Source organism: Bradyrhizobium sp. STM 3562 (assembly GCF_045571435.1).
GTDB lineage: Bacteria > Pseudomonadota > Alphaproteobacteria > Rhizobiales > Xanthobacteraceae > Bradyrhizobium.
The window spans coordinates 7,477,646-7,503,725 of the sequence record NZ_CP120694.1; the positions used below are offsets into that span (position 1 = coordinate 7,477,646).

The 26,080-nt window shown below is 63.8% G+C and carries 24 protein-coding genes; 12 read left to right on the top strand and 12 right to left on the bottom strand.

The features are described 5' to 3' along the window. The first annotated feature begins 50 nt into the window (after nt 1-50). Nucleotides 51-764, top strand: coding sequence for a Crp/Fnr family transcriptional regulator (locus tag P6U23_RS34585; RefSeq protein ID WP_407176782.1), 714 nt, complete (start codon nt 51-53; stop codon nt 762-764). A 148-nt stretch (nt 765-912) separates the two neighbouring features. Here the strand turns inward: P6U23_RS34585 and P6U23_RS34590 are convergent, their stop codons facing one another. After that, nucleotides 913-1,113: a DUF1858 domain-containing protein gene (locus tag P6U23_RS34590; RefSeq protein WP_407176783.1), complete on the bottom strand. Its 201-nt coding sequence runs from the start codon at nt 1,111-1,113 to the stop codon at nt 913-915. A gap of 76 nt (nt 1,114-1,189) precedes the next feature. Next, a complete protein-coding gene (hemN, locus tag P6U23_RS34595; RefSeq protein ID WP_407176784.1) occupies nt 1,190-2,542 on the bottom strand; it encodes an oxygen-independent coproporphyrinogen III oxidase in 1,353 nt (450 codons plus the stop codon). Between the two features lie 241 nt (nt 2,543-2,783). On the opposite strand from hemN, the gene P6U23_RS34600 reads away from it, so the two are divergent. The 5 genes from P6U23_RS34600 to P6U23_RS34620 are packed head-to-tail and all read left to right on the top strand — an operon-like array spanning nt 2,784 to nt 6,089. Beyond that, the gene (locus tag P6U23_RS34600) at nt 2,784-2,990 is read left to right on the top strand and encodes a hypothetical protein (RefSeq protein WP_407176785.1); all 207 of its coding nucleotides are present in this window, start codon (nt 2,784-2,786) and stop codon (nt 2,988-2,990) included. A 33-nt stretch (nt 2,991-3,023) separates the two neighbouring features. After that, nucleotides 3,024-3,854 carry a copper chaperone PCu(A)C gene (locus P6U23_RS34605; protein WP_407176786.1) on the top strand — a complete coding sequence of 277 codons (831 nt, stop codon included), beginning with the start codon at nt 3,024-3,026 and terminating at the stop codon, nt 3,852-3,854. Between the two features lie 37 nt (nt 3,855-3,891). Beyond that, complete coding sequence (locus P6U23_RS34610; protein ID WP_407181790.1) at nt 3,892-4,158, top strand: hypothetical protein; 267 nt, start codon at nt 3,892-3,894, stop codon at nt 4,156-4,158. Beyond that, a complete protein-coding gene (gene nirK / locus P6U23_RS34615) occupies nt 4,055-5,149 on the top strand; it encodes a copper-containing nitrite reductase (protein WP_407176787.1) in 1,095 nt (364 codons plus the stop codon). Before P6U23_RS34610 ends, nirK begins: the two co-directional genes overlap by 104 nt. Before the next feature lie 49 nt (nt 5,150-5,198). Then, nucleotides 5,199-6,089 carry an SUMF1/EgtB/PvdO family nonheme iron enzyme gene (locus P6U23_RS34620; protein WP_407176788.1) on the top strand — a complete coding sequence of 297 codons (891 nt, stop codon included), beginning with the start codon at nt 5,199-5,201 and terminating at the stop codon, nt 6,087-6,089. Nucleotides 6,090-6,191: 102 nt separating this feature from the next. Here the strand turns inward: P6U23_RS34620 and P6U23_RS34625 are convergent, their stop codons facing one another. Both P6U23_RS34625 and P6U23_RS34630 read right to left on the bottom strand, forming a co-directional pair. Then, entirely contained in the window at nt 6,192-6,725 is a 534-nt protein-coding gene (locus P6U23_RS34625; RefSeq protein ID WP_407176789.1) for a 4-oxalocrotonate tautomerase family protein, read from the bottom strand. A gap of 110 nt (nt 6,726-6,835) precedes the next feature. Next, entirely contained in the window at nt 6,836-7,984 is a 1,149-nt protein-coding gene (locus P6U23_RS34630) for a GlxA family transcriptional regulator (protein WP_407176790.1), read from the bottom strand. On the opposite strand from P6U23_RS34630, the gene P6U23_RS34635 reads away from it, so the two are divergent. Further along, nucleotides 7,910-8,254, top strand: coding sequence for an SDR family NAD(P)-dependent oxidoreductase (locus tag P6U23_RS34635; protein ID WP_407176791.1), 345 nt, complete (start codon nt 7,910-7,912; stop codon nt 8,252-8,254). The genes P6U23_RS34630 and P6U23_RS34635 overlap by 75 nt on opposite strands. A 1,056-nt stretch (nt 8,255-9,310) precedes the next feature. On the opposite strand, the gene P6U23_RS34640 is transcribed toward P6U23_RS34635, so the two are convergent. Further along, a complete protein-coding gene (locus tag P6U23_RS34640; RefSeq protein WP_024507421.1) occupies nt 9,311-9,961 on the bottom strand; it encodes a CoA transferase subunit B in 651 nt (216 codons plus the stop codon). Next, a complete protein-coding gene (locus P6U23_RS34645; protein WP_407176792.1) occupies nt 9,961-10,692 on the bottom strand; it encodes a CoA transferase subunit A in 732 nt (243 codons plus the stop codon). The genes P6U23_RS34640 and P6U23_RS34645 overlap by 1 nt, the downstream gene beginning before the upstream one ends. A 364-nt stretch (nt 10,693-11,056) precedes the next feature. Between P6U23_RS34645 and P6U23_RS34650 the strand changes: the two genes are divergently transcribed. The 4 genes from P6U23_RS34650 (at nt 11,057) to P6U23_RS34665 (ending at nt 16,309) form a co-directional block, all read left to right on the top strand. Further along, nucleotides 11,057-12,985: an AsmA family protein gene (locus P6U23_RS34650; RefSeq protein ID WP_407181688.1), complete on the top strand. Its 1,929-nt coding sequence runs from the start codon at nt 11,057-11,059 to the stop codon at nt 12,983-12,985. A 124-nt stretch (nt 12,986-13,109) separates the two neighbouring features. Then, on the top strand, nt 13,110-14,507 hold the full coding sequence (locus tag P6U23_RS34655) for an ABC transporter substrate-binding protein (protein ID WP_407176793.1): 1,398 nt from the start codon (nt 13,110-13,112) through the stop codon (nt 14,505-14,507). 63 nt (nt 14,508-14,570) lie between these two features. Then, the gene (locus P6U23_RS34660) at nt 14,571-15,446 is read left to right on the top strand and encodes a carbohydrate ABC transporter permease (protein ID WP_407176794.1); all 876 of its coding nucleotides are present in this window, start codon (nt 14,571-14,573) and stop codon (nt 15,444-15,446) included. An 11-nt stretch (nt 15,447-15,457) separates the two neighbouring features. After that, a complete protein-coding gene (locus P6U23_RS34665; protein WP_407176795.1) occupies nt 15,458-16,309 on the top strand; it encodes a carbohydrate ABC transporter permease in 852 nt (283 codons plus the stop codon). A 33-nt stretch (nt 16,310-16,342) separates the two neighbouring features. Here the strand turns inward: P6U23_RS34665 and P6U23_RS34670 are convergent, their stop codons facing one another. The 6 genes from P6U23_RS34670 to P6U23_RS34695 all read right to left on the bottom strand — a co-directional run bounded on the left by P6U23_RS34670 (nt 16,343) and on the right by P6U23_RS34695 (nt 24,718). Further along, complete coding sequence (locus P6U23_RS34670; protein ID WP_407176796.1) at nt 16,343-17,329, bottom strand: integrase core domain-containing protein; 987 nt, start codon at nt 17,327-17,329, stop codon at nt 16,343-16,345. Nucleotides 17,330-17,462: 133 nt separating this feature from the next. Further along, on the bottom strand, nt 17,463-18,296 hold the full coding sequence (locus P6U23_RS34675; RefSeq protein ID WP_407176797.1) for an ABC transporter permease: 834 nt from the start codon (nt 18,294-18,296) through the stop codon (nt 17,463-17,465). Beyond that, the gene (locus P6U23_RS34680; protein WP_407176798.1) at nt 18,296-19,210 is read right to left on the bottom strand and encodes an ABC transporter permease; all 915 of its coding nucleotides are present in this window, start codon (nt 19,208-19,210) and stop codon (nt 18,296-18,298) included. Before P6U23_RS34680 ends, P6U23_RS34675 begins: the two co-directional genes overlap by 1 nt. Then, nucleotides 19,207-20,406 (bottom strand): ABC transporter ATP-binding protein, encoded by a 1,200-nt coding sequence (locus P6U23_RS34685; RefSeq protein WP_407181689.1) that lies wholly within the window; start codon nt 20,404-20,406, stop codon nt 19,207-19,209. Before P6U23_RS34685 ends, P6U23_RS34680 begins: the two co-directional genes overlap by 4 nt. A gap of 112 nt (nt 20,407-20,518) precedes the next feature. Beyond that, nucleotides 20,519-21,991 (bottom strand): glycerol-3-phosphate dehydrogenase, encoded by a 1,473-nt coding sequence (locus P6U23_RS34690; RefSeq protein ID WP_407176799.1) that lies wholly within the window; start codon nt 21,989-21,991, stop codon nt 20,519-20,521. A gap of 36 nt (nt 21,992-22,027) precedes the next feature. Further along, complete coding sequence (locus tag P6U23_RS34695) at nt 22,028-24,718, bottom strand: EAL domain-containing protein (RefSeq protein ID WP_407176800.1); 2,691 nt, start codon at nt 24,716-24,718, stop codon at nt 22,028-22,030. Nucleotides 24,719-24,941: 223 nt separating this feature from the next. Here P6U23_RS34695 and P6U23_RS34700 point away from each other — a divergent pair, with 223 nt between their 5' ends. After that, a complete protein-coding gene (locus P6U23_RS34700) occupies nt 24,942-26,045 on the top strand; it encodes an NAD(P)/FAD-dependent oxidoreductase (protein ID WP_407176801.1) in 1,104 nt (367 codons plus the stop codon). The last annotated feature ends 35 nt before the right edge of the window (nt 26,046-26,080 follow it).

Consider the following 26,080-nt stretch of genomic DNA (forward strand, 5'->3'; position numbering starts at 1 on the left):
GGCACCGGCGCGGTCTACATCCTACCGACACCGCCCTGCGGAGCGAGGACATGGCCACAGTCGACAGTTCGCTGGTTGCGCATTTGCCGCTGTTTGCCGGCTTGGGAGGCGAGGATCTCGCCGAGGTGCTGCGCGAGGCCCGTTCCACCCGCTACCCCAAGAACAGCGCAGTGTTCGAGCAGGGCGCCGACGCGACCTCCTTCTTCCTGCTGCTGCACGGACATGTCCGCGCCAGCAAGACCACGCCGAGCGGGGAGCAGATCGTGGTGCGCTATGTCGGACCCGGCGAGATCTTTGGCGTGGCGCCTGCGATCGGCCTGCAGCACTATCCGGCGACGGCAACCGCCGTCGACGAAAGTGTCGTGCTGGCCTGGCCCTCGGCGGCCTGGCCGCGGCTGGTGGCGAGGTTTCCGCAGCTCGCCGCCAATACGCTGCAGACGGTCGGGAACCGGCTGCAGGAGACGCATACGCGCGTCATTGAAATGTCGACCCAGCAGGTCGAGCAACGCATCGCGCATGCGCTGCTGCGGCTCGCCAAGCAATCCGGGCGCAAGCTCGAGCATGGCGTCGAGATCGATTTTCCGATCAGCCGCCAGGACATCGCGCAGATGACCGGAACCACGCTGCACACGGTCAGCCGCATCCTGTCGGGATGGGAGCAGGCAGGGCTCATCGAAGGCGGACGCCAGCGCATCGTGCTGCGCGAGCCGCACAAGATCTTTCTGCTCGCCGAGCAGGCCGCCGGCGACAACGGCAGCTCCTAATCTTACTGCGTTACAAGCGGCTCTATCCCCTTATCCCGAGGAGCTTGCGCAGCAAGCGTCTCGAAGGATAAGGCCGGTGTCGGGGCCTCATGGTTCGAGATGGCGCTTTCGCGCCTCCTCACCATGAGGGTTTACTGACACAGTAAGACTAAGCCGCGAGGCTGGCACCGCGGAGCGCGCGCAGGAAGGCATCTGGGTCGACGCCGTGCTCGCCGCAGGCATCTTGGACCGTGTGGAAGCTCGCGATCGGGCAGCCGACGCAGCCCATCTTGAACTGCAGGAACACGCGGATCGTCTGCGGCGATGCACGCATCACGTCGTCGACGAGATCGCAAAGCGAGAAAGCCATGGTCGCCTCCGTTCGGAAGCGAACGCTACCGCCACTGCGCTCCGGCCTGTTTGTCCGGGCGCAAGCTTGCCGGCTACTACACCGCGCGGCTGTGCAGCCGCTTGGACTGATCGAGATGCGCATCGAAGGCCGCCGCCACGCTGCGTACCAGAAAGCGCGAGTTCTCCGCCACCTTCAGCGAAGTGCCGTCGAGTTTCACGACGCCGTCGGAGACCAATTCCTTCAGCCGCGGCGTAGCGTCCAGCATCGCGTCCGCGCCTGATCCATGGCGCGCGCAGATGGCGCCGAGATCGACGCTGAAATCGCACATGATACGCTCGATGATCTCGGCGCGCAGCCGGTCGTCCTCGGTGAGGGCATAGCCCTTGGCGGTCGCGAGCTTGCCTGACGCGATCGCGTCGGAATAGGCGCTGATCCGGACCTCGTTCTGCACATAGCCTTGCGGCAATTGTCCGATGGCGCTGGCGCCGAAGCCCAGCAGGACGGTGCTGTCGTCCGTGGTGTAACCCTGAAAGTTCCGGTGCAGGCTGCCTTCGCGCAGCGCCATCGCCATGTCGTCGGACGGCAGCGCGAAATGATCCAGCCCGATCTGGATGTAGCCGGCTTCCTTCAGTGCGTTGGCGATCGCGCAAGCCTGATTGTAGCGCTCGACGCTGTCGGGCAACCAGTCGTCCTGGATCTTGCGCTGATGTTTTTTGAATGTCGGCACATGCGCATAGCCGAACACGGCAAAGCGCTCGGGACGCAGTTCCAGGCAGCGTCGCACCGTGTCGAGGCAGGAGGCGATGGTCTGGTGCGGCAAGCCGTAGATCAGATCAAAATTGAGGGCAGAGATGCCGGCACGCCGCAGATTGTCGGCCGCGGCCGCGGTCTCGTCGAAGGTCTGCACGCGGTTGATCGCGTATTGCACGACGGGATCAAAGCTCTGAACGCCCAGGCTCGCCCGGTTGACGCCGCCGAGCGCCAGCGCGTCGATCATGGCGCCCGTGAGCGTGCGCGGGTCGATCTCGATGGCGATCTCGGCCGAGGGCAGCACGAAGAAAGACTGCCTGAGGGTCCCGATCAGGTCGGTGAAGGATTCCGGCGCCATGATGGTCGGCGTGCCGCCGCCGAAATGGATGTGACTGACCTTCATGCGGCGATCGAGCCGCCGCGCGATCAATTCGACCTCGCAGCGGAGCGCAGCCTCGTAAACGGCGATCGGTTCCGCGCGGCGGGCGACCGTGGTGTGGCAGCCGCAGTACCAGCACATGGAGCGGCAGAACGGCACATGCAGATAGAGCGAGGCGGTGGCGTGTTGCGGGATGGCCGTGAGCCAGCGCGCGTACTCGTCCGGCCCGACCGTATCGGAGAAATGGGGAGCCGTCGGATAGCTCGTGTATCTCGGCAATCGCTCCTGTCCGTAGCAAGCCGCAAGATCTGCCTTCATTTCCAACCCGTCATTTCGAATCGAACCGCAGGCAGTCCGAGCCTGCCTGAAACCGCGGATAGCTCAAGACGAGAAAGTAACCTTGCGCTCGCTCAAAGCCGGAGCAGATTTCCGGAACCAAGCCGGAAAATGTTGGCGTTCCAAGCCCAAACTTTCCAAGCCCAAGTTTGCGTTCGCGCAAACAGGCATAACCCATTTTGGGCCAGCATAGCCAACAGAAAGATCAGCCGGAGCCGGTATCATGGCTTTTTGCGTTCTGGACGTGCTGTTCGCCACGCTGGGCATTCGCGGCCACATTCCGCGATTTGACAATGATCCGCCCTGGACCGGCCCGCTAGCCACGAACAACGGTGCGATCGGCAGGGTCGTCGCAGCATTCCTCGCGACGGCGTTCTTCCTGGCCGTCGTGTTGTGGATCGCGGTCTGGCTTACACTCAAACTGCTGTAGCGCTTCGCGAAGGGACCGACGATGATTGGAACGATGCGCGCATTGGCTTGCGCAGCGATGGTCTCGTGCTTTCTAAGTTCACCATCACCAGCGGAAGATGCCGCGCCGGGCAGCCTCATCGTCAGCCAGCCCTGGAGCCGCGCCACTCCCGGCGGCGCCAAGGTTGCCGGCGGCTATCTCACGATCAAGAACCGCGGTGATAGGATAGAGCGGCTGCTGTCCGCCTCGACCAGCCTCGCGCAACGAACAGAGATTCACCAGATGGCGATGATCGGCGGGATCATGACCATGCGCCCGGCCGCGGGCGGTCTCATCATCGAGCCGGGCCACAGCGTGACTCTGGCGCCAGGCGGGACGCATCTGATGTTCGAGGGCATCAACGCGGCGTTCAGGCAGGGCGACCGGGTGCCGGTGACGCTCGATTTCGAACAGGCCGGCGCAATGAACGTCATGTTCGAGGTCCAGAGCCTCGGCGCGCAGGCGCCTGCCACGCGGGCCGCGGAGCCGGCGACGACGATGGCCGCGGCTGCGCCGGTGGACGACGATAGCTTCTTCACCCATCTGCATGCGGTGAAAGCGATGGCCAATGTCACGGTGTCGCCCGGCCGCGCCGGACCGGTCGAAATCGCCATCCAACTCGAGAACGCCGACGAACTGCCGCTGAGCGCCGAGGCGGTCTCGGTCACGCTGGCCGATCCCGAGCATGGCATCGCGCCCGTGACGGAAGACGCCGAGCGCGTCAGTGGCGACCAATGGCGGGTCAAGATGTCGGCGCCGCTGGCCGGCCGCTGGTCGCTCGGACTTAGAATCCGGCTCTCCGCCTCCGACACGGTTGACGTGGTCTCGCCAATCCTGCTGCGCTGACCGCTTTCACCAGAACTATCATGCAACCTCAGGCGAGATGATGGACATCATCTCGCCCGGCGCGCCAAATATCCTTCCTAAACTATTTTTCTTACGTATTCTTCCTGATGCTGCAGGACAGCAGAACGTTGTCGCAGCGCAAACACGCTTGCAGCGATCGGCGCAGAATCTCCGGGTCAGAACAAGCAAGGACGATTCCGATGTTCACCCGCAGAGCTGCTTTATTCAGCGCCGCCGCCGCAGTCCTGATGCTGGCGACGCCGGCAATTGCTTTAGAGCCGAATTTGCCGCGTCAGAAGGTTGACCTGGTCGCGCCGCCCTTCGTGCATCCTCACGAACAGGCCACCAAGCAGGGCCCCAAGATCATGGAGTTCAAGCTCGTGATCGAGGAGAAGAAGATGGTGATCGACGACAAGGGCACCACCTTGCAGGCGATGACGTTCAACGGCTCCGTTCCAGGCCCGCTGATGGTGGTGCATGAAGGCGACTATGTCGAGGTGACGCTGGTCAATCCCGCCAGCAACTCGATGCCGCACGACATCGACTTCCACTCCGCCACCGGCGCGCTCGGCGGCGCCGGACTGACGCTGATCAATCCCGGCGAACAGGTCGTGCTGCGGTGGAAGGCGACGCGGACCGGCGTCTTCGTCTATCACTGCGCCCCCGGCGGTCCGATGACGCCCTGGCATGTCGTCTCCGGCATGAACGGCGCGGTGATGGTGCTGCCGCGCGATGGGCTGAATGACGGTCACGGCCATCCGCTGCGTTACGACCGCGTCTACTATATCGGCGAGCAGGACCTCTACATCCCGCGCGACGACAAGGGCAACTTCAAGTCCTACGACTCGCCCGGCGAAGCCTACAACGACACCGAGGAGGTGATGCGCAAGCTGATCCCGACGCATGTCGTGTTCAACGGCAAGGTCGGCGCGCTGACCGGCAAGAACGCGCTGACGGCCAAGGTCGGCGAGAACGTGCTGATCGTGCATTCGCAAGCCAATCGCGACAGCCGTCCGCATCTGATCGGCGGCCATGGCGATTATGTCTGGGAGACCGGCAAGTTCGGAAACGCGCCGGAGACGGGCCTTGAGACCTGGTTCATCCGCGGCGGCTCGGCGGGAGCTGCGCTGTACAAGTTCCTGCAGCCCGGCATCTACGCCTATGTCACGCACAACCTGATCGAAGCCGCCGATCTCGGCGCCACCGCGCACTTCAAGGTCGAAGGCAAGTGGAACGACGATCTGATGACCCAGGTGAAGGCGCCGGCCGAAATTCCGCCCGCCGATACGAACTGATCGCAAGGGGCCGGCGACCAACCGGCCCCTTTTTCCTTGGGGACGAGCCATGTTGATCGCGTTCAAACTCAAGCTGGCGCTTGCGTGCGCCGCGGGGCTCGCCGGACCACTCGCGCTAGTGCCGATGCTGTCGGACAGTTCAAGGCACAATCTTGCCGCCGGCCAGCCGATGATGATCGAAATGGTCGAAGTGGCTGCGGGCACGACATCCTATCGCGCGGCCGGTGATTTCACCCGCTCCGGGAAAGTGGCGGAAGCGCCGCTGCAGCGGCTGCATTTCCCAAAGCCGCTGTCGATCATGAAGCACCAGGTCTCTTCGGCCGACTATCAGGCCTGCGTCGACGATGGCGCCTGCTCCGCGCTCGACCGAGGCGTCATCGTTGCGATCGACCGTCCCGCGGTCCAGGTGAACTGGCACGACGCCAACGCCTATGCCGCGTGGCTGTCGCGCAAGACCGGAGAACACTATCGCTTGCCGAGGGACGAGGAATGGGCCTTCGCCGCGGGCAGCAAGTTCGTCGATGACGGAGTGCCGGTCGACCTCGACGATCCCGCCAAGCGCTGGATCGCCAGATATGAGCGCGAGACCGCGCGCGATGCCGATTCCGCGACACGCCCTTTCCGCGCCTTCGGCATCAATGAGAACGGGCTCTCCGATCTCGCGGGAAATGTGTGGGAATGGACTACGACCTGCTTCGACCGCAGCGTACTTGACGAGCAAGGCCATGTGGTGAAGACAAATGCCAATTGCGGCGTCCGCGTCGCCGAAGGCGCGCACCGCGCCTATGTCACCGATTTCATCCGCGACGCCCGCGCCGGCGGCTGCGCGGCCGGCACGCCGCCGAGCAATCTCGGTTTCCGCCTGGTGCGCGACGAACCGTCCTTGGCTGACAAGATCGCCGCCAAGTTTGTCAAGGCGCGGTCGGCCGCGCGCTCATGATCGCGCATCGGCCAACCGGCCCGTGTGCCGCGAGGCCTGCTCACCTATCGCATGAGTTCGATTGGATGTCGCCGGCCGGACCACGTTGAGCTCGCACCGTTTCTAATCCGCGGCCAAGCCACTACGGGCTGCGTCGAGTGCTCCCTCCAGCATTTGAAGCGCCTTGACGCGCCGCCGCCTGGCGAGCCGTTCAAGTCCGACCTTGCGTTCGTGCTCGCCGGCAATGAAGGCCTGGATATCCGGCAGCGGCCGGATGACGCCGCGACTGCCCCACTCGCCATCGGGAATTTCCGTCGGGAAGACCCACACCCGCGGCGCCACATCTTCGTACGTGCCGCCCTCGGCCCGCACGACGGCCAGCGTGACGTCCTTCACCAGAGCCGCCCGCGATGCCTCGGTATACTGGCCTTCCGGCACCGTCGGAACGATACGATAGCGCGGGCTTGGCGAGCGCGCGCCGGCGACGAAGACGGCGGCCGGCCGGTGCAGGAATATCACCGTGACGCTTTGCGCCACCTCGTTGTCGGGGCTGAACCCTTCATGGCCGATCAGGATGTCGCCAAGCTCCTTGAGCAGCCGCTCCTCGGCCTCCCGCTTCAGGGCACCTTCGGGAATGGTGACGTCGATCATAGGCATGGCTGACCTCCTCGTTGCTTGGGTGCGAGAGGTCTAAGCGCCGCCCTTCTCCTGAGACAGTGGCGGTATCGCCACTTTTCGAGCAAAATCGGACAAGCCCGCCGGCCGCGTCAGCGAACGGCCGCGCTTGCGCCTGATGAGGCGCGGCTGCGGTCGTGGTGCGAAAACCGGCGCTGGTACTCGCGCGGCGAGAGTCCGGTCTCGCGCCTGAACAGGCGACGAAAGGTCGAGAGATCGCGATAGCCGACGCGCTCGCCGACCGCGTCCACCATCAATCCGCCCTTTTGCAACAGCCGCTTGGCGACGTCGACGCGCAGGCTCTGCAGGTACTGCAGCGGCGCCGCTCCGGTCGCGAGCTTGAAGCGGCGGTTGAGGGTGCGCTCGCTCACCGCGAGATGCCGGGCCAGCTCGCCGAGGTCGAAGCCCTCACGCAGCGACCTCTCCATGAAGCGCTGCGCCCGCGCCACCAGCGCATCCGAATGCTGCCGCCCGCTCTCCATCAGAGCATAAGAGGCTTGCGAGGCCGGGTTGGCCTCGATCAGCATCAGCCGCCCGGTCTCGGCCGCGACCTGCGGCCCAACGAACTTCTCGACCATGCGCAGGGCGAGATTGAGCGAAGTGGTGACCGCGGCGCTGCAGAGAATGTTGTTCTGTTCGGTGAGGATCTCGGCGACCCGCAGGTCGACTTGCGGATAGCGCTTAGCGAAGACTCTCGCCCTCGCCCAATGCGTGGTGGCCACCCCGCCGTCGAGCAGGCCGGCCTCGGCCAGGATGAAGCTGCCGGTGCAGTAGGACGCAAGCAGCGCGCCGCGCTCGTGCTGGCGGCGCAGCGCGGCACAGAGGGGCGTCAGGATATCCGTCCGTGCGAAGAACCGCTCGATGTCCGCGACGAACGGCCCCGGCACGACGATCGCATCCGCACTCGCTCTTGTATTGATCGGTCCATCCGCGCTCACGAATTGGCCGGACGCCGTCCGCACCGGCTTTCCGTCAAGCGATTCGATCCGCCACTGCAGGGGCGGCTTGCTGGTGCGGCCGTTCCGCTCGCTCCAGACGGCATTGGCGGCCATGAAGACGTCGACGATGCCCGCGACGCTGGACGCCAGAATGTCGTCGTACACCCATAGCCTGATCTGCGGCATGGCCCGATGTCCGATATTGCCTGAGATAAGGCAATCCTGCCATTGCCGCACGCGGTCGACAAGCCCACCACCCTGGCCGAACGTGATGCTCCGCCCACCGCCAAGCACGGTATCCATGGGCTCACCAAAAGCGCAGCGCTCGAATATGGAACGCGTGGCATCCGCGTTAATGCCATTTGCCCGGGATTGATATGGACCCCGATGGCGGACCAGATGGTGGCCGACGGGCAAGGCGATGCCCTCAAGGCCATGGAAAAAAGCATTCCGATGGGGCGTGTTGGACGCCCCGAGGAAATCGCCAATGCGGTTCTGTGGCTATGCAGCGACGCTGCGAGCTATGTGACCGGCCAGTCCATCTCAGTGGACGGCGGCTTCGTGATGCGTTGATCGAAATGCCGAGCCGGTGAGCCCGTCAAGTGTTTCGAGAGACGTAACGCAATTCGCAACCCACGTTGACACGACATTCAACGATCGACTTCGTCATTGTCGCTGCGTGGCCTCGGCGAGGTTCGGCGCTGAGCGTTGCCCTCGCGCCTCGCCTAAGTCGCGTTTTGGCCCATCGCGACATATCACATCGCCACGCGAACTCGGCTGCTTTGTGAGTAGAGCGGACATAGGCATCGGCTTGGCGACTCGCCGCCGTAATGGCGCGACGCTTGGCCGTGCATGCAGGCGAGCCAACTGATTTGCCCGACGGGCCGTTTGCACGGATTCCCGTCAAGCCCTCGATGTAAAAATTTTCTCCTTTTCCGAAATTCGGATTTACCGTATTGTCAGCATATCCCGCCTCGATTGCGGAGGGGCGTATCGCGATCGTCACGACACGCGAGGCGGGCTGCGGTGGCCGCGAGAATGCCGACAGACGAGCGGACTTTCTCGCGGACGGCCAAGTCGTGTGGTCCTGGCGCACCCATGCAGGCGTCAAGCGGGCGACGATGCTTACGCATCGCGCCGGCGACGGTGGCAAACAAGCCGGTTCACCGAGGAGAGCGCGAAGTAAGCCGTAAAACCACTGCGCAGGGAAGGCCGGAGTGTTTCCGTCTGTACCTGTGGTCAACGCGCGCCTCGCGCACCTTTTCTGCGCGGGGACCCCGGGTGCAGCGGTCACCCGGCCTTCCCTGCGCCCTCTGCATCTTCGGAGGGCGATGACGATGCAAAGCTCGGGCGAAAGCAGCGCCGCGAGAACGCTAGCTCGTTTTGCTTCTGCTGTTTGAAAGCTGAATCGGAAAATGACGCCTTGTCGTCCCGGACAAGCGCGCCACAGCGCGCGCCGATCCGGGACCCATAACCACAGGGAGCAATTGGCCTAAAGAAAGGGTAACGATCCTTTCGCACCATAACCACTGCCTGGTTATGGGTCCTGGCTTTCGCCAGGACGACAGCCAATTGAACAAAGCTCGCTCCGCCCCAACGCCTCTGCCCACTCCGGAGAGCGCGCGTCCCTTACGCGTTCTTCAGCGCAACGCGGAATTCGGCTTCGGTCTTGGCCTTCACTTCGTCGAGGGTGACGCCGTCGGCGAGCTCGATCAGGGCCATGCCGCCATCGCCGTGCTTGTCGATGGTGAACACCGCAAGATCCGTCACGACCATGTCGACCACGCGCTCGCCGGTGAGCGGCAGGGTGCACTTCTTCAAAAGCTTCGGGCCGTCCTTGGCGGAGTGCTCCATCACGACGACGACGCGCTTGACGCCGGCGACGAGGTCCATGGCGCCGCCCATGCCCTTCACCATCTTGCCGGGGATCATCCAGTTGGCGAGATCGCCGTTCTGGGCCACCTGCATGGCACCGAGGATCGAGAGATCCATGTGGCCGCCGCGGATCATCCCGAAGGAGTCCGCGCTGGAGAAATAGCTGGTCGAGGGCAGTTCGGTGACCGTCTGCTTGCCGGCGTTGATGAGGTCGGGATCCTCCTCGCCCTCGTAGGGGAACGGCCCCATGCCGAGCATGCCGTTCTCGCTCTGCAGGCTGACGTCGACGCCTTCGGGGATGTAGTTGGACACCAGCGTCGGAATGCCGATGCCGAGATTGACGTAATAGCCGTCGCGCAATTCCTTCGCCGCACGCGCGGCCATCTGTTCGCGGGTCCAGGCCATCAGACTTCTACTCCCGTTGCGGTGGCCTGCGCAGGGCGTGGCCGGGTGTTGCGGAATTCGATGCGTTTCTTGGCGGTGCCGACTTCGACAATGCGCTTCACGAAGATGCCCGGCGTGTGGATATGATCCGGATTGATCTGGCCGGCCGGCACCAGATGCTCGACTTCGGCAACGGTGACCTTCGCCGCTGTCGCCATCATCGGATTGAAGTTCCGCGCGGTCTTGCGATAGACGAGATTGCCTGCGGTATCGCCCATCCAGGCGTGGACGATGGCGAGATCGGCAAACAGCCCGCGTTCCATCAGATACTTCTCGCCGTCGAATTCCCGCACTTCCTTGCCTTCGGCGATCAGGGTGCCGACGCCGGTCTTGGTGAAGAAAGCCGGAATGCCGGCGCCGCCGGCGCGAATGCGCTCGGCCAACGTGCCTTGCGGGTTGAATTCGAGCTCCAATTCGCCCGCGAGATATTGCTGCGCGAACAGCTTGTTCTCGCCGACATAGGAGGAGATCATTTTCTTGATCTGGCGTGTCTCGAGGAGCCGGCTCAGTCCGATACCGTCGACACCCGCATTGTTGGAGACGACCGTGAGGTTCTTCACGCCGGAATCGCGGATGGCATCGGAGAGGGTTTCGGCGATGCCGCAGAGGCCGAAGCCGCCGGACATGATCATCATTCCGTCCTTGAGGAGGCCCTCGAGGGCGGACTTGGCGTCGGGGTAAACCTTGTTCATTGAATAAAGACCCGATAAAGAGCGGCACGAACGGCCCGCATTGGCGGGATTATTAGGCGAAATCTTCGCAGTGCGTCAATGACGGGAGGCCTTGCCCGGCATATGGGGTGCTCATGCTTATTGGGTACTCATGCTTAAGGCGAAGGCGGAACGCGCGATGCTCGGCACATCGGCGCGCTGTCGGATCCGGGCAAAGCAGGCCGCAAAAGGGGGCCGCCGGCGTCCTCCACAGCAGGTGCGTCGGCCTTGAAAGCGTCAAGAAAACCAATCAAGTTGCCGACATTGGCAGGGTCTCGGCGCGCCCTGCCCTCCCGACTCAACCAGCGATCCGCGCGACCTACCCGATCAGAACATGGCATTGACGATGGCCCAAGGAATGAGGCGCCTGGGGACGCCAATCGTGGCGTTGCTCACCCTCGCTTTGCTCGCCTTGATGGCCAGTTCCTGGTTGATCAACCGGGATGCCCTGCGGCAGGCCGTGGAGAGGCAGATCCGGTCCGTCACCGGGCTCGATCTCGTGGTCAACGGACCGATCGACATCTCCGTGTTTCCGGGCAGCTACGTGTCTTTCCACGACGTTGGCTTGAAAGATGGCGGCAGCAGCGATCCGGCGCTGCAGGTCGACGTGCTCACCGCCAATTTGCGCCTGCTGCCGTTGTTGCTGCAGCGGTTCGAGATTGCCGATCTGATGCTGCTGCGTCCGCATATCCATGTGCTCCGCTTCGCGGACGGCGAGAGCAACTGGACCCCCTTCATCCAGAGCATTGCGCGGGCCATGAAACCGGGCGCGGAAAACCAGGTGTCGTTCTCGGAAATCCGTGTGCAGGACGGCGTGCTCAATTACGAGGATGCCGGCAACCACGCGTCCGAAAAGCTCGACGACATTGACCTCTCGCTGGCCTGGCCCTCGATCTCACGCTCCTTTGCCGCAACGGGCCAGTTCGACTGGCGCGGCGAACGGGTCGACGGCTCGATCGGCATCAGCGACTTCGTCGCGGCGCTGTCCGGCGATCGCTCCGGGGTGAAGGCGCGGCTCTCGAGCGCGCCGCTGAAACTTGCCTTCGAAGGCACGGCGGCCAATCGCACCAGCGCGATGATGGAGGGCACGCTCACCATCGACAGTCCTTCCTTGCGCAACGCCCTGCAATGGACCGGACAGGTGCCGCCCGCGGGCGGCGGCTTCGGCCGTTTCGCGCTGAAGGCGCGCGCCAATGTGGTCGGCGGATCGATCGCGCTCACCAATGTCAATGTCGAGCTCGACGGCAATGTTGCCGAGGGCGTGATGACCTATTCCAACAACGGACGGCAGACGCTGCAGGCGACGCTTGCCGCCGATGCCCTCGATTTCACGCCTTACATTTCCACCTTCCGCCTGCTCGCCAGCGGCGCGCGCGACTGGAATCGGCAGTTGTTCGATCTGAACGCGCTCTCCGCCACTGATCTCGACATGCGCCTGTCGGCGGCGCGCGTCACCGTGGGCCCGTCGAAGCTCGGCCACACGGCTTTCGGAGCCAATTTGCGCGGCGGCGCGCTGGCGCTGAGCGTCGGCGAGGCGCAGGTGTATGGCGGCATCGCCAGGGGCTCGTTCGCGGTCTCGCGCGCCGATACGGTTGCGGATGTGCGCGCGCAGTTCCAGTTCGCCGACGTCGACCTGCAATCTTGCGTCGGCGAGTTGTTCGGCATCAACAAGCTGTCCGGTCACGGCAATCTGAATGTCTCTTTGACGGCCTCCGGCTCGAGCCCGTTCGGGCTCGCACAATCGCTCGACGGCACCGCGACGCTGACCGGGCATGATGGCGCGATCTCGGGATTCAACGTCGAGCAGCTCCTGAAGCGACTGGAGCGCCGGCCGCTATCGGGCGGCGGCAATTTCCGCAGCGGCACGACGCCTTACGACAATCTCACGGTCTCGGTGAAATTCAGCGACGGCACCGCCACCGCAGAAGATGTGCGCATCGAGGGGCCGAACTCGCGCGTCACGCTGAGCGGGACGGCCTCGGTGCCCGCGCGCGAATACGACCTCAAGGGGGTTGCCAGCCTCACCTCCGGCACCGGCGGCGCATCCGCCTTCGATCTGCCCTTCGTGGTGCAGGGACCGTGGGACGATCCGCTGATCTTCCCCGATCCGGAAAGCCTGATCCGTCGCGCGCCGGCGGCGGCACCGCTGCTCGATGCCGTCAAGGACCACAAGACCCGTGACGCGGTCCGCTCGGTGATCGAGCGCTTTACGGGTGGACAAAAAGCCGCAGCGCCCGATGCTTCCGCCTCTGCCGATCCCGGCAAGACGAACTGACGCACAAACCCCAAACGTCGTACCCAGCCGCGGGCGCATCAACCCAAGGTCTGACACGATTGCCGCTAGATCGGTCCGCCGCCCTGCGCTAGTGTTTCATCCAACCGGTTAAAATAAGTCGGCGATGAAGAGGGAGAACGACGTGATATCCAGGGGTAAGTTAGGGCTTTCGATTGCATTTGCGACGCTGGGTCTGTTCGCCGCGGCACCCGCGAGCGCTCAGGACACGATCACGGTCTGGTGGGGCAAGGGCTTCTACAAGTCCGAAGACGACGCGCTCATCAATGTCGTGAAGAAATTCGAGGCGAAGACCGGTATCAAGGTCGAGCTGTCGCAATATGCCATCCAGGACATGATCCCGAAGACGGTCGCCGCACTTGATTCCGGCACCGTGCCTGATGTCGCCTATTCCGACACGTATGACGTGCAGGCGCAGGGCAAATGGGCCTATGAGGGCAAGCTCGAGGATCTCTCGGACATCCTGTTGCCGATGAAATCCGAGTTCGCGCCCAACACGCTGGAGACCACCTATCTCTACAACAACCAGACCAAGAAGAAGGCCTATTACGGCTTCCCGCTGAAACAGCAGAGCATGCACGTCCAGATCTGGAAGGATCTATTGGAAAAGGCCGGCTACAAGCAGAGCGACATCCCGACCAAGTGGGAAGATTACTGGTCGTTCTGGTGCAACAAGGTGCAGCCGGCGGTGCGCAAGGCCACCGGCCAGCGCATCTATGGCATCGGCCAGCCGATGGGCGTGGAATCCACCGATTCCTTCCAGTCGTTCTACACCTTCATGGACGCCTATAACGTCAAGCTGGTCGACGACGACGGCAAGCTTCTGGTCGACGATCCCAAGGTCAGGGACGGCCTGATCCATGCGCTGAAGGACTACACCGACACTTACGTCAAGGGCTGCACGCCGCCCTCCTCCACCACCTGGAAGGATCCGGACAACAACGTCGCCTTCCACAACAAGACGATCGTGATGACCCACAATTTCACGATCTCGATCGCGGCGAAGTGGTTCGAGGATTCCACCAACCCGGCGCTGACGCCCGAGCAGCGCGCGGCGGGCAAGAAGGCCTATGAGGAGGACATCATCACGGCGTCCTTCCCCAACAAGCCCGACGGTACGCCGATCAAGTACCGCTCCGACGTCAAGACCGGCCTGATCTTCGCCAATGCGCAGCACAAGGCGCAGGGCAAGGAGTTCATCAAGTTCCTGATGCAGGAGGAAAACCTCGGGCCCTATGTCGAGGGCGCGTTGGGGCGCTGGTTCCCGGTGACGATCGCCGGCCAGAAGAGTCCGTTCTGGCAGGCCGACCGTCATCGCAAAGCGGTGTATGCGCAGTTCACCGGCGGCACCACGCCGTTCGACTTCACCAAGAACTACAAGTTCACCATTCTCAACAACGAGAACGTCTGGGCGAAGGCGATGAACCGGGTGGTGAGCGAGAAGGTCCCGGTGGACAAGGCGGTCGATGAATTGATCGCCCGCATCAAGGAAGTCGCGGGCTAAATTGGTCAAGAGGCCGGCCGCGCGACCGGCCTCCACTCGACGAGACGACAGGCGAATTGCGGCATGGCGATCACCTTTTCAGCTTCCGATCCCGCGACATCAGGCGCACCACTGTCGGCGCGCCTGACCCCGCCGCAGGTCTGGGGCATCGTTCTGCTTGCGCCCTATCTGTTGGTGTTCCTGGCGTTCGTGCTGTATCCGGTCTGTTACGGGCTCTGGCTCGCTCGCCAGCCGGCGAGCTATGTGGCGCTGTTTCAGGATCCGATCTTCGCCCGCGCCGCGGTCAATACGCTGATCTTCCTGGTGATCGGCATCAACATCAAAATGCTGATCGCGCTGTTCCTGTCCGGCTTCTTCGTGCAGGAGCGCCGCTGGATCAGATGGCTCTCGGTCCTGTTCATCCTGCCCTGGGCGGTGCCGTCGATCCCGACCATCCTGTCGGTGCGCTTCATGCTCAATCCCGAATGGGGCGTGATCAACCAGCTCATCTTCAAGTTCACCGGCGATGATGGACCGAACTGGCTGAACGATCCCACTGTGGCGCTCGCGATGGCGATCGGGGTTCACATCTGGAAATCGCTGCCGTTCTGGACACTGATCCTGATCACCGGACGGCTCGCGATCTCGCACGATCTGTTCGAGGCAGCCGCGGTCGACGGCGCCACCTGGTGGCAGAAATTCCGCTACATCACCTGGCCGTCGATGCAGACGCTTTATGTCACCTGCACGCTGCTCTCGATGATCTGGACGCTGGGAGATTTCAACAGCGTCTATCTCTTGACCGGCGGCGGACCGGCCGACCTCACCCACGTGCTGTCGACGCTCGGCATCCGCTATCTTCGGCTCGATCAGCTCAATCTGGCGATGGCGTCGATCGTCTGCGCAATGCCGCTGGTGTTGCCGCTGGTCTATTTCATGATGAAACGGTTGTCGCGATGAAGCTCCCGGCGATGAAGCTCCCCACTTGGCGCGAAGTCACGACCGAGGCGCGGCTGCTGCTGATCGGCATTCCCGTCTTCATCTGGACCATGGTGCCGATCTATCACATGTTCCTGTTCGCGATCTCGCCGAAGGAGGATGCGTTCTCCGGCAAGCTGTGGCCGGACCATCCGACGCTGCACAATTTCGAGATCGTGTTCCGCGAGCAGCATTACTTCCTCCGCGACTTCTACATCCAGTTCTGGAATTCCCTGGTGATTGCGGTCGCGGTCGGCGGGTTGACGCTGTTCATCGCGACGGCCGCCGCCTTCTCGATCTCGCGGCTGCGCGTGCCCGGCGGACGCATGCTGATGAATCTCGCGCTGTTCACCTATTTCATTCCGGCGGCGTTCCTGGCCGTGCCGATGTACCGCACCATGGCGACTTACGGCCTGCTCAACAATCATTGGTCCCTGATCCTCGCGATGGTCACCATCGCCTCGCCCTATGCGATCTGGGTCTTGAAACAGTCATCCGACAAGCTGCCGGCCGAGCTGGATGAGGCCGCGGTAATGGATGGCGCCACCACGCTGCAAATTTTCCGCCTGGTCTATCTCCCGCTGATGATGCCCTCGCTGGTCGCGATCGGCACCTACGCGGTGCTGCTCGCCTGGAACGAATATCTCTACGCCTTCCTGCTGCTGTCGAACGATCGCGACATCACCCTGCCCGTCGCGCTCGGCAACTTCCTAGCCGCCGACGACTCGCCTTGGGAATTGTTGATGACCACCGGGTTCATCTACGCCCTGCCGCCGGCCGCGATCTATTACGCCTTCCGCCGCTACATGGTCGGCGGCCTCACTGCGGGCGCGGTGAAATCGTGACACTCCGGGCCGCGTCATTGCTGTGCATGTTCACTAATTCGCTGATCGAATGGTTTGAGTCTGGGCGGCGGCGAAGTCCTTTGGGGTCTTGCCGCCGAGGGCCTGATGAGGTCTGAAGTTGTTGTAGTAGATCAGGTACTCGAACAGTTCATTGGCGAAGTGCTCAAGGTTATCGAAGGTGGCGCCCTCGATGACGTCATCGTCCAGGGTTCGCCAGAACCGCTCGACCTTGCCATTGGTCTGCGGCCGGTAGGGCCTGGTGTAGCGGTGCTTGATGCCGAGCTCGATCAGCATGGCTTCGAAGGGGTGCTCCTCCGGTTTATTGCGGGAGGCGAACTCGGCCCCGTTATCAGAGAGGATCTCGGCGAACTGGACCCCATAGGTGACGCTCAGGGTGTTGATCATCTTCAGGGCCTTGAACATGACCGGCAGCGCCTTTTTCGAGGTCAGGACTTCGGCCCAGGCCAGGCGTGAGCAACTGTCGAGCAGGCTGATGATGAAGGCAGGGCTTGGCGGCGGCACCAGGAACATGTCGCGCGGCAGTTGGTGCAGGTCAATATGGCCGAGTTCCCCGATCTTGTCCTTGATAATGCGGCGTTTCTCCTCACGCATCGCCGGGGTGCGGCGGTTCAGCTCGTGGCGCTTTAGGACGCGATAGATGGTCGATGGCGAGGGTACCGTATCGCGCTGTTCACGCAAGGCGGCATGGATCTCGTAGCGGTTCATGCCGCGCTTGCGGCAGGCGACGATCTCCGCCTCAATGCCTTCCGGCTGGCGGCGTTCGCGCCATTTCGGCCCGCGGCGCTGCGGCAGCAGGTCGGCCTCCGCGCCGCTGCGCAGGTAGCGGTTATAGTACTTCCGGAAGGCCTGCGAGCACGTGCCGTGGTGGCGGTAGAAATCCCCGACCCGCCGGAATGTCGCCGATCGCCCCGCTTTCACTTCCTCATACTCTGCGATCAAGAACCGCCACTTCTGAATGTAATTCCGTTCAATCGTCCGGTCGAAGCTGTTGTCGCGCATCGAATCCCCCCTGCGGGCTGGATTCGATCAGCGAATTAGTGAACATGCACAATTGCGAGGAGCGCAGCGACGAAGCAATCCAGGCTCTTGGTGAGGCTCTGGATTGCTTCGCTTCGCTCGCAATGACGGCGAATCACAGCGGCGCGGCGCTCTCGCCTTTCGCGCTCGACACCTTCGCGACCAACGACGCGACGATGATGAGCACCGCGATCAGCGCGATCACGAGCGTGCAGATGGCGTTGATCTCGGGCTTCACCCCAAGTCGCACTTCCGAATAGATCCGGATCGGCAGCGTCGTCGAGCCCGGTCCGGTCGTGAAGCTCGCGATCACGAGATCGTCGAGCGACAGCGTGAAGGCGAGCATCCAGCCCGCAACGATCGCCGGCACGATCAATGGCAGCGTCACCGCGAGAAACGCGCGCGGCGGGTCACAGCCGAGGTCCATCGCGGCTTCCTCCAGGCTCCTGTCGATCGAGGCCAGGCGCGACTGCACGACGACGGCAACGAAGCACATGGTCAGCGTCGTATGCGCAATGGTCACGGTCCAAAAGCCGCGCTCGGCGTTCAGTGCCACGAACAGCAGCAAGAGCGACAGCCCGGTGATCACTTCCGGCATCACCAGCGGCGCATACAGCATGCCGGAAAACAGTGTGCGCCCCTTGAAACCGTCACCGCGCGACAGTGCGACCGCGGCAAGCGTCCCGAGCACCGTTGCGATCGTGGCGGAGGTCACAGCCACCCGAAAACTCATCCACGCCGCCTCGATCATGGCGGCGTCGTTGAAGAGTTCCCGGTACCAATTGAGCGACCAGCCGCCCCACACCGTCACGAGGCGCGAAGCGTTGAAGGAATAGATCACCAGAATGACGATCGGCAGATAGAGAAAGGCCAGCCCCAGCGCCAGCGAGGCGATGTTGAAGCGCGAGAGCTGCCCCGCCTTGCCGGCGGTCACCGCCGTGGCCGCCATCACTTGAGCTCCTGAAGTTGCCGGCGCTGCAGGCGGTCGTAGACCACCAACGGGACCAGCAGGAGTGCCAGCAGGAACACCGCCGCGGCGGAAGCCACCGGCCAGTCCTTGTTGGTGAAGAACTCCAGCCACAGCGTCTGCCCGATCATTAGCGCATTGGAACCGGCGAGGAGGTCAGGGATGACGAACTCGCCGACGATCGGGATGAAGCAGAGCAGCACGCCCGCGGCAACGCCGGGCAATGACAGCGGGAACGTCACCAGCCAGAACACCTTCGATGGCGAAGCCCCGAGGTCGGCAGCCGCCTCCTCCAGCGCCCGATCCATCTTCGCAAGCGTCGCGTAGAGCGGCAGGATCATGAAGGGCAGATAGGAATAGATAATGCCGAGATACATCGCGCTATCGGTCGAGAGCCAGACCACCGGCTGCGACACCAGATGCAACGCAAGCAGCACGCGGTTAAGCAGGCCATCGTGCTGCAGGATGTTGATCCAGGCGTAGATGCGGATCAGAAACGAGGTCCAGAACGGCACGATGACGAGCATCATCGCCATTCCCTGCCAGCGCTGCGGCAGCCGCGCCATGCCATAGGCGATGGGATAGCCGATCAGGAGCAAGATCCCCGTGGAGACGACGGCGACGAACAGGCTGCGCAGATAGGACAGCAAATAGAGATCGTCGGAGATCAGCAGGCGGAAATTGTCGAGCGACAGCGCCGCGAGCGCATCGCCGATCGCCGCCAGGCCGGCGGTCAGGTCGAACGCCGGCGTGTAAGGCGGCTGCGCGATCGCGGTCTGCGACAGGCTGATCTTCAACACGAAGCCGAATGGCACCAAGAAGAACAACACCATCCAGAGATAGGGCACGATCGCCGCAAGCCGGGCCGGACGGGTGAAAATCGCGCGCGCGCTCATTGGTCCAGCACCACGCAATCATCCGGCGTGAACCAAAGCACCACGCGTTGGCTCAAGCCATAGGCATCCACCTCGAGCCGTGTCGTATTCGACATCGAGGCCCGGACCACGGCGCCAGAATCCAGCTTGACTTTGTAGCTGGTGGTGCCGCCGAGATAGCTGACGTCGGAAATGACGCCCTCCAGGCGGTTGACGGCCTGCGTGCTGACGGCATCCACCACCGGTCCCCGGCGCGACAGCTTGACCTTTTCCGGGCGGATCGCGACCGCAACATTCACATGGCTGATCGCATCGCGCGGCTCGACGACCGCGAGCATCCCGGCATCGCGCGTCGCAATCGTCAGCCGACCAGCTTCGCGCGCCTCGACCTTTCCTTCGAAGATGTTGATGTCGCCGACGAACTCGGCGATCCAGCGCGACCTGGGCGCCTCATAAAGCTCCCGTGGCGTTGCGAGCTGAGCGAGCCGGCCGGCATTCATCACGCCGATCCGGTCCGCGACCGTCATCGCCTCCTCCTGGTCATGGGTGACGATGATGAAGGTCATCCCGAGCCGCCGCTGCACCTCCATCAATTCGGCTTGCGTGCTTTCGCGCAGCTTCTTGTCGAGCGCGGCGAGCGGCTCGTCCAGCAGCAGCAATTGCGGGCGGCGCGCGAGCGAGCGGGCGAGCGCCACGCGCTGCCGCTGGCCGCCGGAGAGCTGGTCGGGCCTGCGCTTCTCCAGCCCCTTGAGCTTGACCAGCGCCACCATCTCGGCCACGCGATCCTTGATCTCGGCGCGCGGCAGGCCTGCGCGCTTCAAGCCGAAGGCGATGTTGTCGCGCACGGAGAGATGTGGGAACAAGGCGTAGTTCTGGAACATCATGTTGACCGGACGCTCATGCGGCAGCACTTGCGCGATGTCGCGGCCGTTCAGCAACATCCTGCCTTCATCCGGCGTCTCGAATCCGGCCAACATGCGGAGCAGCGTGGTCTTGCCGCAGCCGCTCGGGCCGAGAAGCGCGAGGAATTCGCCGGCGCGAATATCGAGCGAGACGCCGTCTACCGCGCGGACGCCGCCGAATGCCTTGACCACACCTTCGATGCGCAAGAGCGGCATGCCGACCGCGTCAGGAAGCGACGATTCCGTGTTGCCCAGCTCCGCCGCAGGCGTGCCCAGCTCCGTTTTGTCACGGGTTCTTGCGAGTTCCTCAGCCATCATCCCCTATCGACCCCACTCTGGTCCGCACGCTAGCGGCGGATGCGCCGCGGCTCAACCACGACAGGCCGGTTCCTCGCACTTTGAATGTAGGAGTAATGTCGCGCCCCGATCAGGCCGCTCCCGCCATGAACGCGGCAAGCGCCTCGCGATCCCTCGCCTCCATGGTCAGGCCGAGCTTGGAGCGCCGCCACAGGACGTCGTCGGGGAAGCGTGCCCATTCCTTGCTCATGAGATAGCGCACTTCGGCCGCCGTCAAATCCGGCCCAAAGGCCTGTCCAAGATCGTCGCGCCGTTTGGCGCCACCCAATACGGCCGGCAAGCGCGAGCCGTAGGCGCCGACCAGGCGCTGCGCCTGGGCTTCGCCGAGAAAGGGCCAGCGCTCACGTGCCGCATCCACTTCCACCTCGAAGCGGTCCCAGACGAAATCGCCGCCGGGCAGGCTCGCATTTGCGGTCCAGCGCGGCGACATCGGATAGAACGGCGTGAGCAGAGAGACCGCCCGTTCGGCGCGCCGCCGCGAGGTGGTGATCTCACCGCCGAACAGCGTGATCAGAGGCGCCCGGCGCCTGCGGCTGTCCAACAGCGGCACACCATCCGGCGGCACGCCTCCGGTGCCCTGCAGGGCGCTCAGAGTGACGCCGGAGACGGCCTTAACGACATCGGCCGGATGGAGGGGCTCGCGAAGATAGCGGCCGACGGCATCGCACAGATAGGCGACGTCGGCGGCCGGCATGGCCACGATGGCGGGATCCCCAGCGAAGGCGTGGGCAACCGTGCCCACCAGGGTGAAATCGCGCTCAAGGGGACTTGCGAAAATCAGCCGGCCATCACTGTGCTGGAACACGTAGACATGGTCCGTGTCGAACAGGCGGCGGACGATGATCTGGCTCACCTGTATCGCGCTTACCCGCCGCGGCGACGTCTGGCGCAGGGTCGTTTCGGCCACTGCCGGCGTCCATGCGCCCGCCGTGTTGGCGAGCGCCCTTGCCGTGATCACCTGGCGGTGGCCGCGATCGATCACCACCAGGCGCCAGATATCGGTGCGCTCGGCGCGAACGCAGCGTGCGCCAGTCCGGATCGCGGCGCCGCGTTCGGCAGCATCGAGCGCGGTCAGAACGACGAGGCGGCTATCGTCTACCAGGCAATCCGAATATTCGAATGCGATGCCGAACGGCCGCTTCAAGGGGTTGCCGATCGGATGATGGGTGACGTCGACGGTGCATGACCGCGGCAATGCGGTTGCGGCGCCGAGGCGGTCATAGAGCAAAAGCCCTGCGCGCAGCAGCCATGGCGGTCGGGCGTCGGGATGGAAGGGAATCGCGAACCGCGTCGCTCGCACCAGATGCGGCGCGTTTTTCAGCCAGAGGGCCCGCTCCGCCAGTTGCGTGCGGACACGCCACAGGCGACCAGCTTCCAGCAGCGAGAGATCGCCGTGGACCAGGCGCGTGCTCGCGCCGGACGCGCCGGATGCCAGGTCCCCCTGCTCGAGAAGAATTACCCGCAGGCCGCGGCCGGCCGCGTCGCGCGCCATGCTGACGCCGTTGAGCCCGCCGCCGATGATCGCCAGATCGTAATCCGCCATGCGCCTGTTGGGGTGGTGTCAGGAATCAGGCCACCACTAGCCGGTCTTGCGCACTGGCTCCATGACATTGGCATTCTCGCGGCCAACGAGCGCCGCATATTGCGCGATCGGCAATGGCTTGCCGATCAGATAGCCCTGCACGGCGTCGCAACCCTCGCTGGCGAGGAAACCGAGCTGTTCGGGCGTCTCCACGCCCTCCGCGACCAGCGACATTTCCATGCCATGGCCGAGGTCGATGACCGCACGCACGATCGCCGCCGATTGCGGGTTGCGGCCGAGATTGATGACAAAGGCGCGGTCGATCTTGATCTTGTCGAAGGGGAACGCCTGCAGATAGCTCAAGGACGAATAGCCGCTGCCGAAATCGTCCATCGAGACGCGCACGCCGAGCGCCTTCAACCGCCGGAGCAGGGCCAAGCCGCGGTCGAAATCCTCGATCAGCACGCCCTCGGTGATCTCGAGCTCGAGCCGGCCGGGCGCCAGCCCCGTCTCGATCAGAATCGAATGCACGAGTCCGACGAGGTCGCCATGCATGAACTGCGCCGGAGACAGGTTGACGGCGATCTGCAGCGGCTTCGGCCATGAAGCGGCCTCCCGGCAGGCCTCACGCAGAATCCATTCTCCCATCTCGACGATCAGCCCGCTCTCTTCCGCCAGCGGAATGAAGTCGCCAGGGGAGATGAAGCCACGCGCCGGATGCATCCAGCGCACGAGCGCCTCGAAGCCGATGATCCTGCTCTCGGCCACGCTGCCGGCGGCCGATGCGAGCGGCTGGAAATACAAGGTCAACTCGCCGTTTTTGACCGCGACCGACAGATCCTGGTGCAGCACCCGGCGGTCGCGGATCTGCTGGTCCATTTCCGGTTCATAGAGGCTGATCGAGCCGCGCGACTTCGCCTTGGCCCTGAACAGGGCGGCGCCGGAATTGGCGAGCAGCGAAGCGGCGTCGTTGCCGTTATGGGGGAACACGGAGATGCCCGTGGTCACGCCGGTTCGAACCATCTTGCCGTCAATGACGAACTCCTTGCCCAGCACTTCGGCGAGCTGTTCGGCGAGCAGCATGCCGGACGCGGGCTGCTTGCCGTCGATGATCAGGCCGAATTCGTCGCCGGAAAGCCGCGCCACCACGCCGCCGCGCGCCACCGTCTGGATCCGGTGCGCCACCTCGATCAGGAGCTTGTCTCCGGTGGCGTGGCCGAACACGTCGTTGACTTCCTTCAGTCCGTCGAGGTCGACGCAGAGCACGGCGAACTCCTCGTCCGTGCCGCCGCAGGCCTCGATCATCTGCGTCAAAGCCTGCAGGAAGGCCGCGCGGTTGGGCAGATCGGTGAGGCCATCGTGATAGGCCATGTGGGCCATGCGGGATTCGGTCTGCCGGCGGTCGGTGACGTCCTCATGGGTCTTGATCAGATATTGCGGCTGCCCCGCCTCGTCCAACACTGTTGCCCGGCGGGTCAGGAACAGGCGCAGGCCGTCCTTGGTCGAGATCGGATGCTCCTCGGTGATCAGCCCGCGTTTCCTGATCGCGGCCTCGTCGCGCGCGATGATGAGTTTGGCTTCCCTGGCATTGAAAATATCGGCAGCGGTCAGCCCCATGGCCTCTTCGCGCCGGCGGTTCAGGATGATTTCGGCGCTACGGTTGGCCAGCAGGTAGCGCCCGTCGCTGACGCGCTCGACGATCAGCGAGACCGGAATGTTGTCGACCACCAGCTCCAGGAACTTCTTCGCATCCTCCAATTCGCGCGACAGCGAGCGGCGATCGGTGACGTCCTCGAACAGCGCGATCAGGAATTCCGGCTCGTTCTTCTCGTTGCGTGCGATCACCCGGTTGGAGGCGAGCACGCGCTTCTGCTTGCCGCGCTCGACCAGCAACTCGCTGCTGCAGTGGCCGGTCTGCGCCTCGAGCGCGGCGCGATCCGCAGCCTCGATGCCCGCCGCGGTATTGGGCGTGAAGATCTCGTCGGCACGCTTGCCGACGATGTAGTCGCGCGAGAAACGCGAAAAGCGTTCGAAGGCGCGGTTGGCGAAAATGTAGCGGCCGTCCTCGATGCTTTTGGCGGCCACGCAGACCGGCACGTTGTCGAGAACCGATTCTAGGAACTGCTTGGTCGAGGCAAGCTGGCGCGACAGCTTGCGCTGCTCGCTGCAATCCTCGTGGGTTGCAATCGACCCGCCGTTCGGGAGCGCAAAATATCTGGCGAGCACGCTGCGCCCGCCGGGCAGTTGGGTGACGAGTCCTTCCGGGCGTGCCGCATAGCGGTAGAAATCATCGATACTGACGTCGAGCAGCCCGAGTTCGCGGCGGATCGTCAGCAGATCCCGTGCGGTCATCCCGGCCTTGAGATCGGATCGCTGCATGCCGTAGAGTTCGAGATAGCGGTCGTTCAGGTAAACGATCCGCCCCTTCGGGTCGGTCATGACAACGCCATGACTGAGGCTGTTCAGCGCCGAGCTGATATAAGCCGTGCGCCGCGCCTGCGCGCGCTTGACCCGCCGCAGCGCCGAATGCGCCCAGAGTGCAACCGCCGCAAGAAAGCCGCTGAGCACGATCGCTCCGATCGCGATTTCCCATGCAACGTCGGGCGTGACGTCAAACCGCCCGGCCGGGACGAGCTCGTCGGAGAATGCCCATGCCGACGCACACGGCGCGACAGCGGCGGCCAGGCACAAAAGGACCTGCGCAGCGATCACAACTCTGCCGCTAACCTGGCAGTTCTTGTCAGCCATTACTCACCCGCGGATTCAACCACGGAGTGTCTGGCTTGACCGGTTTGGATCGGGTAAACGCGTACCCGCATAACTCCCAAATGTGACTCAAATTACGGCAATTGCCCTGACATGATTACCAGTCCCTTAACAGCAGCTCCGACGGATGGCGTGCTGTCACCGGTTCCGCGCAATCGCCACAGCGCCAGCGGATACAACCAGCTCATGGGACGCCGGACGATCCATGGACAGGGTTGAGTGCGTCGTTATCGGCGCGGGCGTCGTCGGTCTCGCCATTGCGAGACGCCTTGCCCTCTCCGGCCGCGAAGTCATCGTGCTGGAGGCCGCCGAGGGAATCGGCACCGTCACGTCTTCGCGCAACAGTGAAGTGATCCACGCCGGCATCTATTACAAGGCGGGAAGCCTGATGGCGCGGTTCTGCGTCAGCGGCAAACGCGCGCTCTACCGCTATTGTGCCGAACACGGCGTGCCTCACCGCAATTGCGGCAAGCTGATCGTCGCGACCAGCGGCAAGGAAACCGACAGGCTGCAATCGATCCGCGCCCATGCCGAGGCCAACGGCGTCGACGACCTGCAACTTCTGTCCGGCGCGGCGGCGCGGGCGCTGGAGCCGGCGCTCGCCTGCGAGGCAGCACTGCTCTCGCCCTCCACCGGCATCATCGACAGTCACGCCTATATGCTGGCCCTGCGCGGCGACGCCGAGGATGCGGGCGCGGCCTTGGCCTTTCACACTCCGCTGCTTCGTGCGCGCGTGAAGGGCGATCGCATCGAGATCGACGCCGGCGGCGACGCGCCGATGACGCTGGAATGTTCGCTGCTGGTCAATTCGGCCGGCCTTTCCGCGCCGGAGGTGGCGCGCAAGATCGAGGGCATGCCGCAGGAGCTGGTGCCGACGCCCTATCTGGCCAAAGGCAATTACTTCAGTTGCAGCGCGAGGGCGCCGTTCTCGCATCTCATCTATCCGGTGCCCGAGCCCGGCGGGCTTGGCGTGCATCTCACGCTCGATATGGCGGGGCAGGCGCGTTTCGGTCCTGACGTCGAGTGGGTCGACCATATCGATTACGTAGTAGATCCGGCGCGTGCAGAACGGTTTTATCCGGCCATTCGGAAGTACTGGCCGACGCTGCCGGATGGGGCCCTGATGCCGAGCTATTCCGGCATGCGTCCGAAGATCGTGCCCCCTTCAGTCGCGGTGCAGGATTTTGTGATTCAAGGGCCGCGCGATCACGGCGTGAGCGGGTTGATCAACCTGTTCGGAATCGAATCGCCGGGGCTCACATCGTCGCTCGCGATCGCCGACCATGTCGGCGAACTCGCAAGCAGATAGCTCCACACGCGCCGGCGCAGAGCTATGGTTGATGA

What these genes read in the sequence shown, in the direction of transcription:
- P6U23_RS34605 (WP_407176786.1), top strand. Translation starts at nt 3,024, where the DNA reads ATGCGCGCATTGGCTTGCGCAGCGATGGTCTCGTGCTTTCTAAGTTCA.
- P6U23_RS34700 (WP_407176801.1), top strand. Translation starts at nt 24,942, where the DNA reads ATGGACAGGGTTGAGTGCGTCGTTATCGGCGCGGGCGTCGTCGGTCTC.
- P6U23_RS34630 (WP_407176790.1), bottom strand. Translation starts at nt 7,984, where the DNA reads ATGGATACCGTGCTTGGCGGTGGGCGGAGCATCACGTTCGGCCAGGGT.
- P6U23_RS34640 (WP_024507421.1), bottom strand. Translation starts at nt 9,961, where the DNA reads ATGGCCTGGACCCGCGAACAGATGGCCGCGCGTGCGGCGAAGGAATTG.
- P6U23_RS34685 (WP_407181689.1), bottom strand. Translation starts at nt 20,406, where the DNA reads ATGGCTGAGGAACTCGCAAGAACCCGTGACAAAACGGAGCTGGGCACG.
- hemN (WP_407176784.1), bottom strand. Translation starts at nt 2,542, where the DNA reads ATGAAGGCAGATCTTGCGGCTTGCTACGGACAGGAGCGATTGCCGAGA.
- P6U23_RS34670 (WP_407176796.1), bottom strand. Translation starts at nt 17,329, where the DNA reads ATGCGCGACAACAGCTTCGACCGGACGATTGAACGGAATTACATTCAG.
- P6U23_RS34690 (WP_407176799.1), bottom strand. Translation starts at nt 21,991, where the DNA reads ATGGCGGATTACGATCTGGCGATCATCGGCGGCGGGCTCAACGGCGTC.
- P6U23_RS34590 (WP_407176783.1), bottom strand. Translation starts at nt 1,113, where the DNA reads ATGGCTTTCTCGCTTTGCGATCTCGTCGACGACGTGATGCGTGCATCG.
- P6U23_RS34695 (WP_407176800.1), bottom strand. Translation starts at nt 24,718, where the DNA reads ATGGCTGACAAGAACTGCCAGGTTAGCGGCAGAGTTGTGATCGCTGCG.
- P6U23_RS34645 (WP_407176792.1), bottom strand. Translation starts at nt 10,692, where the DNA reads ATGAACAAGGTTTACCCCGACGCCAAGTCCGCCCTCGAGGGCCTCCTC.
- P6U23_RS34675 (WP_407176797.1), bottom strand. Translation starts at nt 18,296, where the DNA reads ATGGCGGCCACGGCGGTGACCGCCGGCAAGGCGGGGCAGCTCTCGCGC.
- P6U23_RS34610 (WP_407181790.1), top strand. Translation starts at nt 3,892, where the DNA reads ATGATGGACATCATCTCGCCCGGCGCGCCAAATATCCTTCCTAAACTA.
- P6U23_RS34680 (WP_407176798.1), bottom strand. Translation starts at nt 19,210, where the DNA reads ATGAGCGCGCGCGCGATTTTCACCCGTCCGGCCCGGCTTGCGGCGATC.
- nirK (WP_407176787.1), top strand. Translation starts at nt 4,055, where the DNA reads ATGTTCACCCGCAGAGCTGCTTTATTCAGCGCCGCCGCCGCAGTCCTG.
- P6U23_RS34660 (WP_407176794.1), top strand. Translation starts at nt 14,571, where the DNA reads ATGGCGATCACCTTTTCAGCTTCCGATCCCGCGACATCAGGCGCACCA.
- P6U23_RS34620 (WP_407176788.1), top strand. Translation starts at nt 5,199, where the DNA reads ATGTTGATCGCGTTCAAACTCAAGCTGGCGCTTGCGTGCGCCGCGGGG.
- P6U23_RS34585 (WP_407176782.1), top strand. Translation starts at nt 51, where the DNA reads ATGGCCACAGTCGACAGTTCGCTGGTTGCGCATTTGCCGCTGTTTGCC.
- P6U23_RS34650 (WP_407181688.1), top strand. Translation starts at nt 11,057, where the DNA reads ATGGCCCAAGGAATGAGGCGCCTGGGGACGCCAATCGTGGCGTTGCTC.
- P6U23_RS34655 (WP_407176793.1), top strand. Translation starts at nt 13,110, where the DNA reads ATGAAGAGGGAGAACGACGTGATATCCAGGGGTAAGTTAGGGCTTTCG.
- P6U23_RS34665 (WP_407176795.1), top strand. Translation starts at nt 15,458, where the DNA reads ATGAAGCTCCCCACTTGGCGCGAAGTCACGACCGAGGCGCGGCTGCTG.
- P6U23_RS34625 (WP_407176789.1), bottom strand. Translation starts at nt 6,725, where the DNA reads ATGCCTATGATCGACGTCACCATTCCCGAAGGTGCCCTGAAGCGGGAG.
- P6U23_RS34600 (WP_407176785.1), top strand. Translation starts at nt 2,784, where the DNA reads ATGGCTTTTTGCGTTCTGGACGTGCTGTTCGCCACGCTGGGCATTCGC.